A 16,060-nucleotide genomic window follows, 5' to 3' on the forward strand; every position below is an offset into this window, starting at 1 on the left:
CGGCCTTCAGGCTGGGGAGGAATTCGACTGCCCGCGGTGGGGGTACCCCCCGGCCGGAGGCTGGGGGAGGGTCAAAGATTAGCCGTTTCGCCACCCAGGCGGAGCGGTGTTGCCACCCACCCACGGGGAAGTGCCTTGTGTCAGTGCGTCAGGTTATGTTCCTGGCATGACGATCACAGCGCAGGAGGCCAGGGAGGATGCCGGGCTCGCCCGGTACACCTACCGGCTGCGCGTTTCGTCTAACGCTCTCGCCGCGCTGGAGGCCGAGTGGGGGCGGTGCCGGTGGGTGTGGAACGAGTGCGTGGCCATGTCCCGCAAGGTCCACCTGGCCAACCGGAGCCGCCCCCAGGGGGCGGACCAGGTGACCTGCGGTCCGGCGCGGCTGGACAGGATGCTGACCGAGGCCCGGTCCGCGATGGCGTGGCTGCGTGGTGGGGCCAGTGTCCCGCAGCAGCAGACGATTCGGGACTTCGCCAAGTCCCGCGCGAAGGCGCTCAAGGACATCAAGGCACAGCTGCCGATGCGGCGGCGCGCCGGGATGCCGCGCCCGAAGAGGAAGCGCGAGGCGGACCCGTCGCTGAACTACACGACACGGGGGTTCCGGATCAAGGACGGCCGCCTGCACCTGGCGGGCGGCATCGTGCTGAGCGTGGTGTGGTCCCGTAACCTTCCGGCCGCGCCCAGCTCGGTGCGGGTGTACCGGGACAGCCTCGGCCACTGGTACGCCAGTTTCGTCGTCGCGATCGCCACCGAACCGCTGCCCGCGACAGGCCGGGTGATCGGTATCGACTGGGGTGTGAGGGAGATCGCGACCACCACCAGCGACGCCCACGATCTTCCCCACCCTGAGCACGGCTGGGAGGCCCAGGACAGGCTGACCCGCTACGACCGGATGATGGCCCGCCGCCGACCTGCCAAGGGCCGGCCCGGATCGAGGGGCTACCAGCGCGCGAAGAAGCTGCGCGCGAAGCTGTACAAGAAGGTCGCCCGGCAGCGCGAGGACACCGGCCGCAAGTGGGCCAAGACCGTCGTCCGCGACCACGACGCAATCGCGGTGGAGGACTTCAAGCCGAAGTTCCTGGCCAAGTCCACGATGGCCAGGAAGGCCGCCGACGCCGCCATCGGCGCCACCAAACGGGCCCTGATCGAGATGGGCCGCAAGCACGGCAGGACCGTGCACCTGGTCCACCCCGCGCACACCACGATGGACTGCGCGCACTGCGATGCGAGAGCCAAGCACGCACTGCCGCTGGGACTGCGCACCTACACCTGCACCACATGCGGAGCCGTGTCCCCCAGGGACAAGAACTCCGCCCGCGTGATGCTCATCCGGGCAGGTCTGAACCCGGCTGACGCTGAGAGTGGAAGACCTCCCGGACCGCCGGTCCGGAAGGCGGCTTGAGTCAGAAATCCACCCGACAGAAGCCGGAACCCCTGGCTTCAGCCGGGGGAGCAGTCAATTTGTCTGCCGCCCGCGCGGGGGCGGGGCGACGGGGTGCGAGAGCGTGGACTCCAGCAGGCTCACCATGTCGTCGCCCTGCGGGAGTTGGCGGCGGACCATGCGCTTGATGAGCGAGGCGGACAGCTCGGCCTCCTGCTCCTCCAGCGTGTCGTAGCGGGCCCGGGCCTGGACGATGCCGCCGCGCCCGAGCCGCTCGACCAGGCTCTCGTGCAGCGCGGGCGGCACGTAGTGCTGCAGTTCCTCAGCGGTCAGGCTGCTGCCGTGGTCGAACCACTCGTGCACCAGCTCGTGCAGCTTCACGTGGTCGGTCTGGTTCTGGGTCGGCCGGCGCCGGAAGAGGATGTACGAGTGGGTCTCGGTCTTGACCCGCAGTCCGCACGCGGTGCGCAGATCGGTGCCGCGGTCGTCGATCGGGACCAGTTCGATGGTCCGGCCGCGCACCGCCTCGATGTTGGCCACCAGGCCCGCGATGGTGAACGGTTGCGGCAGCGGCAGGTCGGCCAACTTCTGTTCGCACGTCTTGCGAAGCCGGCGCATCGAGAACGCCCCCATCAACCCCTCCTCCCGGAACCAGCGGACAGTGTCCCATAGCTGTTCGAACAGGCGCCTCCCGGGCGTGACGAAGCCCGGGAGCGTATCCAGCTCCCGGGCTTCTCTGGTGCCACCCAATTGCTCACACCGGCACGTTGAAGAGTGCGGATCATCCTGAAATCGAGGTGTTCTCCCGTTGAACTACCAAGCCGGGAAGAGGCTCGGGCGGGATTCGAACCCGCACCCATCGATGATCGTCCGCACCCGGTCGATCCGGTGTTCGGCGGCGAATACTGAGACTGGAGCGAGAATCTGAGATTCAGGGGGCTGCCTCTACCGGCTTGGGCTACCCCGGCACGTGGTGCCGGGGGGAGGATTCGAACCTCCACTGGACCCCTTGGTCAGCTTCAACATCAGTTTCAGCTTGCGCTCTTCAGCGCACCCCACCGTCTGCACGGGGGGCGATCATGAGGCTACCTGAACAGGTAGCCGAACACCGCGTCCCCGATCCGCTGGTCGGTGACCTCGGTGCCGTTGGCCTCCTCGCGGGCGAACTTGACGGCCTGCTGGAGCTTTTCCAGCCGGTCCGCCAGCTCGTTCACACGGCGGGCCGGCAGCGCGCCGGAGAACTTCACCGTCGTCCAGTACCCGACCGGGATGTCCTCGTAGTAGACCTCGACCTGGGCCGGGTGGTTCTCGGTGGCCTCGGCCTTCACGTGGTTGCGCGGGACCTTCTTGGTGCGGATGGTGCGCACCGCCTCGGTCTTCCAGGAGTCGGTGGACGGGTCGAGGTTCCACGCCTCGGCGCCGTCCAGCACCGGGAGCTTGCGCACGAAGGTGTGCAGGTCGGTGAGCTGCTTCTCCAGGAAGAGCAGGTACGGCACCGGGACCTGGGCGAGCAGCACCGTGCCGTCGACCACCACGTCGGCGGCCGCGCTGCGGTTGGCCCAGTCCTTGGTGGCGGTCACGTCGAAGAGCCGGGTGAGCGTCGCCGCGGTGCTGCGCAGGATGTCCTCGGCCTTGACCTGGACCCTGGTCGACTCGGGCGGCAGCTGCTCGCCCTCCTCGTCCTTGGGCTGGTAGGTGCGGGAGATCCCGGCCAGCAGCGCGGGCTTCTGGAGGTCCTGGTGAGCCTGCGTCAGCTCCTGGAAGGACTTGGACTTGACGCCCTTTTCGACGGCGATGATCTGATTCAGCTTCGGCACGCGTCGAACATAGCAGCGATCGATCCTGCGGCGCCCGGGATTTAACGCCGAGGGCCCCCGGACCGCAGCAGCGGTCCGGGGGCCCTCACCTGCGGCTACGCCCCGCGCAGCACCGCGCCCGTACGGGCCAGCGCCGCGGCCACCGCCGCCTCGCGGGCGGCGGAGGCCTCGTCGGCGGTCAGCGTGCGGTCGGTGGCGCGGAAGCGCAGCGCGTACGCCAGCGACTTCTTGCCCTCGCCCACCTGCTCGCCCTCGAAGACGTCGAACAGCCGGATCGCCTCAAGGAGTTCACCCGCCCCCTCACGCAGCGCCTGCTCGACCCGCGCGGCCGGCACCTCGCGGTCCACGATCAGCGCGACGTCCTGAGTGGCGACCGGGAACCCGGAGACCACCGGGCCCTGCACCGGCTGCTCGCCGTCGGCGGTCAGCAGGTCCAGGTCCAGCTCCATCGCGCTGGTGCGCTCCGGCAGGTGCATGGCCTTGACCACACGCGGGTGCAGCTCGCCGGCGTGGCCGACCAGCCTGTCGGTGCCCGCCGCGTACAGCGCCGCGCAGCGACCCGGGTGCCAGGGCGCGTGCTGGTCCTGACGGGCCTCCAGCTCCACTCCGGCCGCGCGGGCCACCGTGCGGGCCGCCTCGACGGCGTCCGCCCAGCCGGCCGGCGCCCCTGCGCCCCACCAGCCGGACGGCTGCCGCTCGCCGGCCAGCGCGACGGCGATCCGACGCGGCTGGTCGGGCAGGGCGGCGTCCAGCGCGGCGAGCTCCTCGGCCGTCGGACGACGGTCGACGGCCGGGCGCGGCGCGACCACGAGCTCCGACTTGGGCTGGAAGACCAGACCCGCCTCGAAGATCGCCAGGTCGGTGTTGCCGCGGCCGACGTTGCGGCGCAGGGTGGCGAGCAGGCCCGGCAGCAGCGTGGTGCGCAGCGCCGGCTCCTCGTCGTTGAGCGGGTTGACCAGCTTGACGGTACGACGGCGCGCGTCGTCCTCGGCCAGGCCCAGCGCGTCGAAGGCCGCCTGCCCGAGGAACGGGTAGTTGTTGACCTCGACATAGCCGGCCGCGGCCAGCGCCACGCCCACCCGGCGGTGCATCCGCTGGGCCTGCGTCAGACCCCGGCCCGGCGGGACGGTGGGCATCCGGGCGGGGACGTTGTCGTAGCCCTCCAGCCGGATGACCTCCTCCGCGAGGTCGTTGGGGTCGGTCAGGTCCAGGCGCCAGGTCGGCGGGGTGACCTCCAGGACGTCGGATCCCGAGACCGAGCAACCGACCTCCTGCAGGCGCCGGGTGACGGTCTCGCGGCCGTACTCGGTGCCCGCGACGCGGTCCGGCAGGTCGGCGGCGATGGTGATGGTGCGCACCGGGTGCGGGCCCGCGATGTCGGTGACACCGGCCTCGGCGGTCCCGCCGGCGATCAGCACCAGCAGGTCCACCGCGCGCTGGGCGGCCGCCCGGGCGGCCTCCGGGTCCACACCGCGCTCGAAGCGCTTGGAGGCCTCGGAGGGCAGCTTGTGCCGCTTGGCGGTGCGGGCGATGGCGACCGGGTCGAAGTGCGCGGCCTCGATGATCACCTCGGTGGAGCCGGTGACCTCGCCGGTCTCCGGGTCGAGCACCGGGTCGAGGATCTCGGTCGAGGCGCCGCCCATGACACCCGCCAGGCCGATCGGCCCGGTGTTGTCGCAGATCAGCAGGTCCTCGGCGGCGAGCTTGCGCTTCACGCCGTCCAGCGTGGTGAGCAGCTCGCCCTCCTGCGCGCGGCGGACCTGGATCGGGCCGTCCACCCGGTTGCGGTCGTAGGCGTGCAGCGGCTGACCGACCTCCAGCATCACGTAGTTGGTGATGTCGACGGTCAGCGAGATCGGCCGCACATGCATCTTCTGCAGGCGGCGCTGCAGCCAGATCGGCGACTTGGCGGCCGGGTCGATGCCGGTCACCGTACGGGCCACGAAGCGGTCGCAGCCCGCCGGGTCGGCGACCTTGACCAGGTAGCCGTAGGAGTTGGCCGGCGGCACGTCGAGCAGCGCCGGGTCGGCCAGCGGCAGCCCGTACGCGGCGGCGGCCTCGCGGGCCACCCCGCGCATCGACAGGCAGTAGCCGCGGTCGGGGGTGACGGCGATGTCCAGCACCTCGTCGACCAGCTGGAGCAGCTCGATGGCGTCGGTGCCGGGCTCGTAGTGCTCGGGGAGCACGATGATGCCGTCGTGGTCGTCGCCCATGCCGAGCTCGCGCGCGGAGCAGATCATGCCGGCCGAGGTGTGGCCGTAGGTCTGCCGCGCGGCGATCGGGAACGGGCCGGGCAGCACGGCACCCGGGAGCACCACGACCACCTTGTCGCCGACCGCGAAGTTGCGGGCGCCGCAGACGATCTCCTGCGGCTCGCCGGTTCCGTTGGCGTCGCCGACGTTCACCCAGCAGTGCCGGATCGGCTTCTTGAAGCCGGTCAACTCCTCGATGGACAGCACCTGGCCGACCACCAGCGGGCCCTTGAGGTCGCCGCCGAGCTGCTCGACGGTCTCGACCTCAAGGCCGGCCCGGATCAGCTTCTCGGCGACGTCCCGACCGGTCTCACCGGCCGGCAGGTCGACGTACTCGCGCAGCCAGGAAAGCGGGACGCGCATCAGATCTCCATCCCGAACGGAAGGGTGAAGCGCACGTCACCCTCCACCATGTCGCGCATGTCGGCGACGTTGTGACGATTCATCAGGATCCGCTCAAGGCCCAGGCCGAAGGCGAACCCGCTGTAGCGCTCGGGGTCGACGCCGCTGGCGACCAGCACCCGCGGGTTGACCACGCCGCAGCCGCCCAGCTCGATCCAGCCCTCGGAGGAGCAGGTCCGGCAGGGGCGGTCCGGGTTGCCGACGCTGGCACCCCGGCAGACGAAGCACTGCAGGTCCACCTCGGCGCTCGGCTCGGTGAACGGGAAGTACGAGGGGCGCCAGCGCAGCTCCAGCTCGTCCCCGATCAGCTTGGAGACCAGCTGCTCGATGGTGCCCTTGAGGTCGGCGAAGGTGATGCCCTCGTCCACCGCGATGCCCTCCACCTGCCGGAAGACCGGGGTGTGGGTGGCGTCCAGCTCGTCCGTCCGGTAGACCCGGCCGGGGCAGATCGCGTAGATCGGCGGCTGACGGTCCAGCATGGTGCGGATCTGGACCGGCGAGGTCTGGGTGCGCAGCACGACGCCGGAGTCGGGCGAGCCGTCGGGGGCCGCCACGAAGAAGGTGTCCTGCATCGAGCGGGCCGGGTGGTCCGGGCCCAGGTTGAGGGCGTCGAAGTTGAGCCACTCCGCCTCGACCTCGGGGCCCTCGGCGATCTCGTAGCCCATCGCGACGAAGGTGTCCTCGATCCGCTCCGCCAGCGTGGTCAGCGGGTGGCGGGCGCCGCGCGGGGCGCGGTCGAACGGCAGGGTGACATCCACCGCCTCCTCGACCAGCACCCGGGCGTCGCGCTCGGCCTCCAGCTCCACCTGACGCTTCGCCAGCGCCTGGTTGACCGCGCCGCGGGCCTGGCCGATCAGCTTGCCGGCCGCCGCCTTGGCCTGCGGGGGCAGCGCGCCGATCTCGCGGTTGGCCAGCGAGAGCGCCGACCGGTCGCCGGTGTGCGCGACCTTGGCCGCCTTGAGCTCATCGAGGCTGCCGGCCGCGGCGAAGGCAGCGATCGCCTCGTCGCGGGCGCGCTCGACCTCTTCGGGCTTGAGTGCCTCGACCTCGACCGGGTCGTAGGACTTATTGGGTGCCGACATCGCTATCTTCCCGTGCTCCTGCTCGTCCGTGCTCAAGTGGATTCCAGCCGCTACATGGCCGTTACACCAGGTCGAGTGTAGTCGCAGGGCGCACACCGCCTGGGGCTCGTCCGCCCACCGGGCCCGTACTCCCAAGACTCAGAGCATGAAGTCGGGCACCCCGGCGGGCAGGATAAATCGGAACCGCGCGCCGCCGCCGGGGGCGCGGTCGATCCTGATGGCGCCCCCGTGGGCCTCCACGATGCCCTTGACGATGTAGAGGCCCAGGCCCGTGCCGCCGCGCTTGCTGCCGCGCCAGAAGCGGGTGAAGACGCGCGGCATCGACTCCTCCGGGATGCCGCTGCCCTCATCGCTCACGGTGACCGCGGTCCCTTCCACGAATCGGGGCGGAGTGCCCGGGTGCTCCCAGGTCGCTGCCTCGACGATCTCCTTCGCCGGGGCCACCTCGATGGTGACAGTCCCCTCGCCGTGGCGCACCGCGTTTTCCAGCAGGTTGGCGAGCACCTGGTCGACCTTGTCGGGGTCGGCCCACTGCTGCGGCAGGTCCTCGGCGATCCGGATGTCGAAGCGCTCCTGCGAGGCGCCCGCGGCGATCCGGCCCTCGACCTGGCGGCGGACGGCGACCGCGAGGTCCACCACCTGCTTGCGCAGCTCCAGGCGGCCCGCGTCGATCCGCGAGATGTCCAGCAGCTCGGCGATCAGCCGGGTCACCCGGTCGGCGTCGGAGTTGACGGTCTCCAGCATCAGCCGCTTCTGGCCGTCGGTGAACCGCTCCCACTTGTTGAGCAGGGTCGCGGTGAAACCCTTGACGCTGGTCAGCGGGGAGCGCAGCTCGTGCGCGACGGTGGCGATCAGCTCGGCGTGCGCCCGCTCGGTGCGCCGGCGCGCCTCGGTGCCGCGCAGCGCGACCACCACCCGCCGCACCGGGCCCCGCTCGCACTCGCGCACGTACCGGGCGCAGACCAGCACCTCGCGGCCGCCGGGCAGCAGCAGATTGCGCTCGGGCTGGCGGGTGCGGATGGCCAGGCCGCCGTACGGATCGGTCAGCGGCCACCAGCGGCGGCCGTCCAGGTCCTCCAGCGGCAGCGCCTCGTCCAGCGGGCGGCCGAGCGCCGAGCCCGCCGGCAGGCCGGTCAGGCGGGCGGCGGCCCGGTTGAAGCAGACCACCCGGCCCTGCTCGTCGGCGATCACCAGGCCGTCCGGCAGGTCATCGGGGTCCACGTCCATGGCGTCCTCCCGAGACTGCAGATGCGTCCCCCCGCCGAACAGCACCCGGGACCAGTGACTCAGACCCTAGCGCTCCGCACCCGCAGCGCGACACCCTGCGGACGAACGCTGCGCCCGGGCGGAGGCGTAGAGGCACACGGCGGCGGCCGTGGCGAGGTTGAGGCTCTCGGCGTGCCCGTGGATGGGCACGCGCACCACCTCGTCGGCGAGTGCGCGGGTCTCCGCCGGCAGGCCCCAGGCCTCGTTGCCGAAGACCCAGGCGGTCGGTGCGCCCAGGGTGCCCTCGTCCAGCTCCTGGTCCAGGTCGCGCTCCCCCGCGCCGTCGGCGGCCAGCACCCGCACGCCCGCGGCCCGCAGCTCGGCCACCACCTGCTCGATCGGGACGCCGACCGCCACCGGCAGGTGGAAGAGGCTGCCGACCGAGGCCCGGACGGCCTTGGGGTTGTAGACGTCCACCGATGCGTCGGTGAGCACCACCGCGTCGGCGCCGGCCGCGTCCGCCGTACGCAGCACGGTGCCGGCGTTCCCGGGGTCGCGCACATGCGCGAGCACCGCGACCAGCCGGGGGCGGCTGCGCAGGATCTCCTCGAACGGGGTGTCCAGGAAGCGGCAGAGCGCCACGATGCCCTGCGGGGTGACGGTGTCGCAGATCTCCGCGATCACCTCGTCGGTGGCGGTCAGCACCGCGAGACCGGCCTGCTCGGCGGCCTCGGTGATGTCCCGGTGGCGCTCGGCGGCCTCCGGGGTGAGGTAGATCTCCACCACGGCGTGCTGCCCGCTCCCCGGCAGCAGGCCGAACGCCACCGCTTCGCGGACCGCCTGCGGGCCCTCGGCCAGGAAGCGCCGGTCCTTGCCGCGTTGGGCCCGGCGGGCCAACTTACGGGCGGCGATCACCCGCGGCGAGCGGAGCGAGCTGAGCAGAGGGGTCTCGGTGGCGGCCATGGGAGTGCGCTGGTCTCGCTTCTCTGGGGCTGGGGGAACGGCGGTCGGAGACAGCTCAGACCCGCAGGCTGGTGCCGCCTGCGGGTCTGATTGCGGTGCGGTGATCCAAGAAGAGGATCAGGCGGCGTCGGCAGCGGCCTTCGGCGCGTTGACGTCGGCCGGCAGCGCCTTCTGGGCAGCCTCGACCAGCGACGCGAACGCGTTCGGGTCGTGGACGGCCAGCTCGGCCAGCATCTTGCGGTCGATCTCGATGCTGGCGGCCTTGAGGCCCTGCACGAAGCGGTTGTAGGTCATGCCGTTGGCGCGGGCCGCAGCGTTGATGCGCTGGATCCAGAGCTGACGGAAGTCGCCCTTGCGCTTCTTGCGGTCGTTGTAGTTGTAAACGAGCGAGTGGGTGACCTGCTCCTTGGCCTTACGGTAGAGGCGCGACCGCTGGCCGCGGTACCCCTTCGCCCGCTCGAGGATGACCCGGCGCTTCTTGTGGGCGTTTACTGCCCGCTTGACGCGTGCCACTTCATTACTCCTTGGGTTGGACCACGGACTACTTCACGTGGTCCGTCAATCGAATTGGTCGGGAAGGATCAGCCGGAATCCGCGGCCTTGCGGCCACGGCGGGCGATCACTTGCCGAGAAGCTTCTTGATCTTCTTGACGTCGGCGGGGGCAACCACGACGGTGCCGGCCAGCTTGCGGGTCAGCGTGGAGGGCTTGTGCTCCAGGAGGTGGCGACGGCCGGCGCGCTCGCGCAGCACCTTGCCCGAGCCCGTGATCTTGAAGCGCTTGCTCGCGCCGCTGTGCGTCTTCTGCTTCGGCATATCGCCGTATCTCCTCGTCGGTCCGCCCTGGCCCGCGTGGCAGAACCACGCGGGCAGGGGCGCTGGGGGTACTCCGGTCCCTGGGCAGGACGCCCTGGGACCGTGGTGGCCAGATCACTCGGACCGGCCCGGAGCCCTGGGGCTCAGGCGTCCTGAGAGACCTCGGCCGGCTGCTCGGCGGTCTCGGCGGCCTGCTCGCCGCCGTCCTCCGCCTCGTCCTCTTCAGCCTCGGCTTCGTCCGCTTCGGCCTCGGCCGCTGCGTTCTCCGCCTCGAGGGCTGCGTCGTCGTCGAGCTCGTCAGCGGTGTCCGGTCCGGCGTTGCGGCCCTGACGCTCGGCCTTGCGAGCGTCTGCCAGCACACGGGCCTCGGCCATCGCCTCGGTCTTCTTCTTGTGCGGGCCGAGAACCATGATCATGTTACGGCCGTCCTGCTTGGCCGAGGACTCCACGAAGCCCAGGTCCTGGACGTCGTTCGCCAGCCGCTGCAGCAGTCGGAAGCCCAACTCGGGGCGGGACTGCTCACGACCGCGGAACATGATCGTGATCTTGACCTTGTCACCCTGCTTGAGGAACCGGACGACGTGACCCTTCTTGGTGTCATAGTCGTGCGGGTCGATCTTCGGCCGGAGCTTCATCTCCTTGATGACCGTGTGCGCCTGGTTCTTGCGCGCCTCACGGGCCTTCATGGCCGACTCGTACTTGAACTTGCCGTAGTCCATGAGCTTGCACACCGGCGGCCGGGCGGTCGCCGCGACCTCGACCAGGTCGAGGTCGTACTCCTGCGCAAGCTCCAGCGCCTTGGCAAGCGGCACGATGCCGACCTGCTCGCCGCTGGGACCGACGAGTCGCACCTCAGGGACGCGAATCCGGTCGTTGATGCGGGGCTCGGTGCTGATGGGGCCTCCTTGGTTGCACCTTCTGCGATGCGGCCGTCAGGGAGGCGGTCGCACGTAGTGGACTCGACCACTGGGCGGGGCTTCATTCGTGCTGCGCTGCCGCCTGGCGTCCAGCGCACCGCGACACGAAAAAAGCCCCGCTCGGTTACAAGCAGGGCTCCACACAACCGGGAGCGGCATCCGCTGGACGCCGCCGACGAACCGGCACCCTCAGGTGCCTGTCGCTGGACCGGGACCCATCGACCGCGAGGTCGATCAGGTGGGAGACTTTCGCGGTTGCCCTCTCGGGCCTCCTGGGTGGAGCCTCCACTTGCTGGCCGGGTCGCACGTGGCTACCTGGCCGGTCAGTCTCGAAGCATACCAGCATGTGGGGGGTGAGCGTTATTCCCGTCCCCGCGACGGCTCCTTGTACGCTCCGTGGGGTACGGATCCACCCCTAAGGAATGAGCCCCCCTTGAGCAGCGAGCCCACCGACAGCGTGTCCGCGGACGACGCGATCGGCTTCGACGACCTCACCCGCGACATCGCGGAGGTGCCGGCCGTCGAGGTGATCACCACCGTCGCGGTGCACCTGATGAGCGCCGCGGCCGTCAAGTGCGGCCTCGCCGAGGGCGGCGCGGCCGACAAGGACCTCGACGAGGCCCGCAAGCTGATCACCGCCCTGGCCGGTCTGGTGACCGCGGGCGCCCCCGAGATCAGCAACTTCCACGCCGCGCCGCTGCGCGACGGTCTGAAGTCCCTTCAGCTGGCCTTCCGTGAGGCCTCGCTGGTGCCGGACGCCCCGGGCACCGGCCCGGGCGAGAAGTTCACCGGGCCGGTCTACTCCTAGTCCTAGTCCTAGTCCTAGGACTTCCGGTAGAAGAGCTGCCCCGCGGGCTTCGCGTCCGCGGGCAGCAGCGCCAGGTCGAGGCCGCGCCCCAGCCGCACCCGCAGCACCGGGTCGCCCGCCACCGCGCCGGCCAGCCGCTGGGCCAGCTCCGGCACCGCCGCGTCGGCGGACGGGCCGAGCGCGAGCACCGCGTCGGTGACCGTCCCCGGGCGCAGTTCGGCCCGCAGCACCTCGGGTTCGGCGGCCAGCAGCGCGCTGAGCGCCGCCAGCACCTGCGGGTCCTGCACCGGCGGCAGCCACGCCCGGCCCTCGGCGACCGCGCGCATCCGAGCCCCCGTCAGCTCGTAGACCACCGGCCCGGCCGGGTCGATCAGCAGCACGTCGGCCCGCTCCGAGTAGGCGGCCAGCACGGCCTGCGGCGCGGCCACCGGCGCCGGGCGCGCGTCCGCCCGCCAACGGGCCAGCGACTCCAGCGAGGTGAAGGCCGGCAGCGCGCGCCGCCCGTCGGCGGCCTCGATCACCGGGACCGCCATGTCGCTGGTCTTCTCGTGCTTGAGCCCCTGCGCGTCGGTCTCCACCTCGCCGAGCAGCGCGACGATCGGCACCATCAGCCGGGCGGCGGGCAGAGCCGCGAGCAGCGCCAGCTCCGCGGTGGCCGAGCGCTCGTGCGACCAGGCCGTCAGGGCGCCGGCCAGGGCCGGGTCGGCGCTGCCGTCGTCGTCGGCGAAACCAGGGTTCGGAATGTTCTTGCGATCCACCTGGCGAGCCTAACGGCTGCACCGCCCAGGAACGCACCGCCCAGGAACGCACCGGCAGCGTCCGCTCCCTACCGCCCGGTAGCGGTCTGTGGCAGTCTGCGCGCATGGCCCACCTCACCTTGTCTCCGGCGGCCCGCACCAGCACCTCCCCCGCGGCCGACCGCGCCCGTTACGACCGCGCCACCGCCCACCTGGACGCCCCGCTGGCCGTCGTCGACCTGGAAGCCTTCGACGCCAACGCCGCCGACCTGGTGCGCCGGGCGGGCGGCAAGCCGATCCGGGTGGCCAGCAAGTCGGTGCGCTGCCGGGCCCTGCTGGAGCGGGTGCTGGCCCGCGAGGGGTTCGCCGGTCTGATGAGCTTCACGCTCGCCGAGTCGCTCTGGCTGGCCCGGGCCGGTTTCGAGGACGTGCTGCTCGCCTACCCCTCCACCGACCGGTCCGGCTTCGCCGAGCTGACCACCGACCCCAAGCTGGCCGCCGCCGTCACCGTGCTGCTGGACGACCCGGCGCAACTCGACCTGGTGGACGCCGCCCGCGCGGGCGGCGAGGAGGTGCGGGTCTGCCTGGAACTGGACACCGCACTGCACCTGTTGGGCGGCCGGGTCCGGGTCGGCGCGCGGCGCTCGCCGCTGCGCACACCGCAGGACCTGCGGGCCTTCGCCGAGTTGGTGCAGAACCGGCCCGGCTTCCGGGTGGTCGGCCTGATGGCCTACGAGGGGCACGTCGCCGGAGTGGGCGACCGGATCGCCGGCCGTCCGCTGCGCTCGCGCATGATCCAGCTGATGCAGGCCAAGGCGCGGGCCGAACTGGCCGAGCGGCGCTCGGCGGTGGTGCGGGCGTTGCGCGAGGTGGCGGAGCTCGAGTTCGTCAACGGCGGTGGGACCGGCAGCGTGGAGAGCACCGTGGCGGAGGCCGCGGTGACCGAGGTGGCGGCGGGCTCGGGGCTGTTCGTGCCGCGGCTCTTCGACAACTACCGCTCGTTCCAAGGACGTCCGGCGGCGCTCTTCGCGCAGCCGGTGGTCCGCCGGCCGGGGCTCGGCGTGGTGACGGTGCTCGGCGGCGGCTATCCGGCCTCGGGTGCGGCCGGGCCGGACCGCTCGCCGGTCCCCTATCTCCCGCAGGGGCTGCGCTACGACCCGCAGGAGGGCGCCGGCGAGGTGCAGACCCCGCTGCTGGGATCGGCGGCCGACGACCTGCTGATCGGCGACAAGGTCTGGTTCCGGCACGCCAAGGCGGGCGAGCTGTGCGAGCGGTTCGCCGAGCTGCAACTGATCGAGGGCGACCGGGTGGTGCGGACCGTGCCCACCTACCGCGGCGAGGGCAGGACCTTCCTCTGACCCTCTCTGACGCCGCCTCAACAGACCGGGCCCGGCCGCGCAGTGCCGCGCGGCCGGGCCCCCTTGCGTTCTGCGGTCAGGTGCTGGCGCCGCCGGTGCCGCCACCGCCCGCGGCGCCGCTGCCACCGCCACCGGGGATCGAGCCGGTGAAGTCGGTGACGCCGCTGACGATGGTGTCCATCACCGAGACGTCCGGCGCCTTGGCCGCGATGTCGAAGCCCAGGTGCAGGCTGATCAGGGTGCCACTGGTCGAGGAGGGGAAGACCACCGTCTCGACGTAGCCGTCGTTGCCCTGCGAGGCCGAGACCTTCCAGCGGACCAGGTAGCCGCTGCGCCCGTCGACGGTCACCGCCTGGGACTTGAGCTCGGTGTGGCCCTTGCTGTTCGGGTAGGACTCGTTGGCCGCTGCGGTGATGTCCGCCTTGGCGGCCGCCGCGACGTCCGTGCCCTGCAGCTGGCCGGTGTTGGCGCCACCGAGCGAGCAGGTGGCAGCGCCGCCGCCCGCGCCGCCGGACCCACCGGAGCCGCCCGAGCTGGGGGCGCCCGGGCAGGTGTAGGCGCCGATCGTGAGGACCGCGCTGCCGTCACCGCCGGTGCCGCCGGTCCAGCCGGCCGGGACCGGAAGCACGATCTTGTTGTTCAGGTCGATGGCCTGGTTGCCGCCGCCGAGCCCGCCGGAGCCGCCCAGCCCCGGCATGCCGGGCAGCGCGCCGCTCCCGCCACCGCTGGCACCCGCGCCGCCGCCCAGGCCCGGGAAGCCGGGCAGGCTGCCGCCGGAGCCGCCCGCGCCGCCGCCGCGCAGGTGGCCGGGCGGCGCCGGGTTGGGCCGCGGCAGCGCGGTGGTCTGCTGATGACCGTCGTTGTGCACGGCGAGGTAGGTCACGCCGGAGCCGACCGCCAGGCCCAGCAGTCCCGCCACCGCCGCCGTGATCAGCACCGGCCGGGAGATCCGCTTGAGCAGGGAGGGCTTGCGGGCCACCGGCTGGGACCAGTCCACCGCGTGGTAGGCCGGGTCGTCCGCCGGGCCGCCCGCCAGGGCGTCGACCGGCGGCACCGCCTCGGTGGGCGGGTCGGGGAAGCGCACGGCGGGGCCGCTCTGCAGCACCTCGCCCTCGATCACCGTGCCCGGGCCGCTCAGCACGGCGGTGTCGTCATCGGAGTTCGGGGCGACCGGACGGGTGGTGGCCGTCCAGCCGCTGCCGTCCCACCAGCGCTCGGGCCGGGGGTCACTGGTCGTGTCCTGGGGGTCCGGGTACCACCCGGCCGGGATCTTCGCGTCGCTCACAGTAGAAAATGTATGGGCAGGCGGATAAGCGCGATATCAACTGACCCGCGCAATCAGCGCATTTCGGATGAGATTACGGTGAGAGTGGCGGCGGGCCCTACTCCGGGCTCGCCTCCGGGCGCTCCTCCGGTGTGACGTATGTCCCGGAAGCTCCGCCGTCCACCCGCAGCTCACCGGCCGTGATGAACGAGGAGTCGTCGCTCGCCAGGAACGCCACCGCCGCGGCGATCTCCTCCGGCCGAGCAAGGCGGCCGAGCGGAAGGTCCGCCGGCTGCCCGTCAGCGCGCCGCGGGTCCTCGGCCAGCCACTCGCGCAGCTGCGGGGAGTCCACCGGGCCGGCCGAGAGCGCGTTGACCCGGATGCCCTCGCGGGCGAACCGCAGGGCCAGCTCGCGCGACAGCGCCAGCACCCCGGCGGCCGAGGCGGCCGCAGCGGTGCGGGAGAGCTGCGGGGCCGCCGCCGCGATGTTGACGATCGAGCCGCGCCCGTGCCGGCGCATGTAGTGCAGCGCCGCCTCGCAGCAGAGCCGGGCGGCGGTGAGCTCGGCCTCCCGCACGGTGTGGACGGCGATGTCCACGCTGCCGCAGGTCTCGTAGGCGGTGTCGAAGAGCGCCTCGACCATGTACGGGTCGGTGACGTCGGTGGCCGTGAAGTGGCCGCGGACCGCCGCGGCCGCCGCCCGCCCGGCCGCCTCGTCGACGTCGGCGAGCACCACCCGCGCGCCCTCCGCGGCCAGCCGGCGGGCGACCGCCAGGCCGATACCGCTGCCCGCCGCGGTGACCACGGCCGTCCGGCCGACCAGGCGGCGGCAGAGCGCGGCGGCGTCCGGCGACCTGTCAGGCATCGGGGATTCCCTTCGTCACGTACGGCGACCGCCAGTATACGGTGAGTGCGGAAACGGCTCCTGCGGGTGGGCCGGCGGGGGGCCAGAAGACAACGACAACGGTCACCAGTGCAGCCTTTGGATCTTCCTACGATCTGGGGTTCACTCTGCATGCAGGGCACCCGTCCTTGACCTCCCAGCGACAGCGATCAGGA

Annotated in this window: 15 protein-coding genes; 3 read left to right on the forward strand and 12 right to left on the reverse strand. The window is 72.0% G+C overall.

The genetic code is table 11. The features are described 5' to 3' along the window. Positions 1–166: 166 nt before the first annotated feature. Positions 167–1,402, forward strand: coding sequence for a transposase (locus P3T34_RS08575; protein ID WP_280665404.1), 1,236 nt, complete (start codon positions 167–169; stop codon positions 1,400–1,402). A 54-nt stretch (positions 1,403–1,456) separates the two neighbouring features. Here the strand turns inward: P3T34_RS08575 and P3T34_RS08580 are convergent, their stop codons facing one another. The 9 genes from P3T34_RS08580 to infC all read right to left on the reverse strand — a co-directional run bounded on the left by P3T34_RS08580 (position 1,457) and on the right by infC (position 10,813). Beyond that, on the reverse strand, positions 1,457–2,014 hold the full coding sequence (locus tag P3T34_RS08580; protein WP_280665405.1) for a hypothetical protein: 558 nt from the start codon (positions 2,012–2,014) through the stop codon (positions 1,457–1,459). Between the two features lie 452 nt (positions 2,015–2,466). Further along, the gene (locus tag P3T34_RS08585) at positions 2,467–3,198 is read right to left on the reverse strand and encodes a hypothetical protein (protein ID WP_280665406.1); all 732 of its coding nucleotides are present in this window, start codon (positions 3,196–3,198) and stop codon (positions 2,467–2,469) included. A 95-nt stretch (positions 3,199–3,293) separates the two neighbouring features. Further along, positions 3,294–5,813: a phenylalanine--tRNA ligase subunit beta gene (gene pheT, locus P3T34_RS08590; protein WP_280665407.1), complete on the reverse strand. Its 2,520-nt coding sequence runs from the start codon at positions 5,811–5,813 to the stop codon at positions 3,294–3,296. Next, entirely contained in the window at positions 5,813–6,934 is a 1,122-nt protein-coding gene (gene pheS / locus P3T34_RS08595; RefSeq protein ID WP_280665408.1) for a phenylalanine--tRNA ligase subunit alpha, read from the reverse strand. The genes pheT and pheS overlap by 1 nt, the downstream gene beginning before the upstream one ends. Positions 6,935–7,072: 138 nt before the next feature. After that, positions 7,073–8,161 (reverse strand): ATP-binding protein, encoded by a 1,089-nt coding sequence (locus tag P3T34_RS08600; RefSeq protein WP_280665409.1) that lies wholly within the window; start codon positions 8,159–8,161, stop codon positions 7,073–7,075. Between the two features lie 66 nt (positions 8,162–8,227). After that, positions 8,228–9,103, reverse strand: coding sequence for an RNA methyltransferase (locus tag P3T34_RS08605; protein WP_280665410.1), 876 nt, complete (start codon positions 9,101–9,103; stop codon positions 8,228–8,230). 117 nt (positions 9,104–9,220) lie between these two features. Continuing rightward, positions 9,221–9,616, reverse strand: coding sequence for a 50S ribosomal protein L20 (rplT, locus tag P3T34_RS08610; RefSeq protein WP_280665411.1), 396 nt, complete (start codon positions 9,614–9,616; stop codon positions 9,221–9,223). Positions 9,617–9,722: 106 nt separating this feature from the next. Next, the gene (rpmI, locus tag P3T34_RS08615; protein ID WP_280665412.1) at positions 9,723–9,917 is read right to left on the reverse strand and encodes a 50S ribosomal protein L35; all 195 of its coding nucleotides are present in this window, start codon (positions 9,915–9,917) and stop codon (positions 9,723–9,725) included. A gap of 143 nt (positions 9,918–10,060) precedes the next feature. Next, entirely contained in the window at positions 10,061–10,813 is a 753-nt protein-coding gene (infC, locus tag P3T34_RS08620; protein WP_280671901.1) for a translation initiation factor IF-3, read from the reverse strand. 454 nt (positions 10,814–11,267) lie between these two features. On the opposite strand from infC, the gene P3T34_RS08625 reads away from it, so the two are divergent. Further along, positions 11,268–11,642 carry a DUF1844 domain-containing protein gene (locus P3T34_RS08625; RefSeq protein ID WP_280665413.1) on the forward strand — a complete coding sequence of 125 codons (375 nt, stop codon included), beginning with the start codon at positions 11,268–11,270 and terminating at the stop codon, positions 11,640–11,642. Positions 11,643–11,656: 14 nt separating this feature from the next. Here the strand turns inward: P3T34_RS08625 and P3T34_RS08630 are convergent, their stop codons facing one another. Next, entirely contained in the window at positions 11,657–12,400 is a 744-nt protein-coding gene (locus P3T34_RS08630) for an SseB family protein (RefSeq protein WP_280665414.1), read from the reverse strand. A 104-nt stretch (positions 12,401–12,504) separates the two neighbouring features. On the opposite strand from P3T34_RS08630, the gene P3T34_RS08635 reads away from it, so the two are divergent. Continuing rightward, a complete protein-coding gene (locus P3T34_RS08635) occupies positions 12,505–13,737 on the forward strand; it encodes an amino acid deaminase/aldolase (protein WP_280665415.1) in 1,233 nt (410 codons plus the stop codon). 76 nt (positions 13,738–13,813) lie between these two features. Here the strand turns inward: P3T34_RS08635 and P3T34_RS08640 are convergent, their stop codons facing one another. Together P3T34_RS08640 and P3T34_RS08645 are read right to left on the reverse strand one after the other, a co-directional pair. Beyond that, a complete protein-coding gene (locus P3T34_RS08640; protein ID WP_280665416.1) occupies positions 13,814–15,022 on the reverse strand; it encodes a DUF2510 domain-containing protein in 1,209 nt (402 codons plus the stop codon). Positions 15,023–15,119: 97 nt separating this feature from the next. Continuing rightward, complete coding sequence (locus tag P3T34_RS08645; RefSeq protein ID WP_280665417.1) at positions 15,120–15,866, reverse strand: SDR family oxidoreductase; 747 nt, start codon at positions 15,864–15,866, stop codon at positions 15,120–15,122. Positions 15,867–16,060 lie beyond the last annotated feature (194 nt).

It is taken from the genome of Kitasatospora sp. MAP12-44 (assembly GCF_029892095.1).
GTDB lineage: Bacteria > Actinomycetota > Actinomycetes > Streptomycetales > Streptomycetaceae > Kitasatospora.